At 50.9% G+C, this 1,217-nt stretch carries 1 protein-coding gene; it reads right to left on the reverse strand.

All coding sequences use genetic code 11. The features are described 5' to 3' along the window. Positions 1 to 50: 50 nt before the first annotated feature. Entirely contained in the window at positions 51 to 1,100 is a 1,050-nt protein-coding gene (locus tag OR1_RS20440; protein WP_041975012.1) for an IS481 family transposase, read from the reverse strand. Positions 1,101 to 1,217: the final 117 nt, after the last annotated feature.

The following is a 1,217-nucleotide window of genomic DNA, read 5'->3' on the forward strand; positions in this document are numbered from 1 at the left end:
GTACAGAGATAGTAATTACCTGACAGTCCGCCCTTGAATGGGTTTGAGATTTACGCTGCCAGATTCAAGTTTTCATTATCTGATTCATCGTTCTTTGGCAAGCCTTCTATGAAAGCGGTATATGGCGTTCTGCCGTTCATGTTTCTGCCTTGATGAGGCCGTTCATAGTTGTAGAGCCTAAAGTACTCATCCAGATCGGCCTGCATCTCGTCGATTGACTCATACCACTTGGTACGTCCCATCACGCGGAAATGCTCGTCCAGAAGCGTTTTGTGAAGCCGCTCGACAAAGCCGTTGCTCTGAGGCCTTCTGACCTTGGTAGTCCGGTGCTCGATATCCTCAAGTTGCAGGAACAGTTCGTAAGGATGATTGTCCGGCCTGCCACAAAACTCGCGGCCATTGTCGCTCAGGATGGTGTTGATCCTGGCGTTATGTTCCTCAAAGAACGGCAGCACATCCTCATTGAGCACATGCACGGCAGTGAGCGGTAGTTTGTTGGTGTAAAGCCTGCCCCATGCATAGCGGGAATAGCAGTCAATCACCGATTGCAGGTAGATCTTGCCGACTCCCTTGAGCGAACCGACAAAGAAGGTGTCTACCGCCACCAGATCGCCGGTATGCTTCGTTTCGATATGTCGCTCTCTGAACTCGGGACTGAACCGCTCCAAAAGGCGAATCTGCTCGTCAGAGAGTTCGAAAGCTTGTTCCCTGACACTCTTTTCAAGCCTGAGCAGACGTTCCTGCTTGGTCAGAAGGTTATGTCTGCTCCAGACACCACGGACACCACCTGAACTGACCTGAGTACCTTTGAGAGCCAGTTCCTGAGCAACCCGCAAGGGGCCATGGGCAGGATGTGACAGGCAGTGATCCAGAATTGCCAGTTCAACCGCTTCATCAACTCGATTGGGATGTGGTCCTCTGGCACCAGGCAGTCGGTCAAGCAAACCGGCTGACCCGTACGTTTGATAGTTGCGCCGGATTTCATAGAACTGCTGCCGCGAGTAGCCCATGATCTTGCAGGCCTTGCTGACATTGGCAAGTTCTCCAGCTAGGTCTAGCAAACTGAGCTTTCTTCGTGATACTTTCTCTGCGGTGGTCATACCTTCCTCCTTGATGGAAAGATGTTGTCTGGACAACTTCATCTTTAATCCATTCAAGGGCGGTATGGCCACCACTTATAAACAACCAACTGTCAGGTGAATACCATCACTACACAA

Source organism: Geobacter sp. OR-1 (assembly GCF_000813145.1).
In the GTDB taxonomy this organism is placed as follows: Bacteria; Desulfobacterota; Desulfuromonadia; order Geobacterales; family DSM-12255; genus Geoanaerobacter.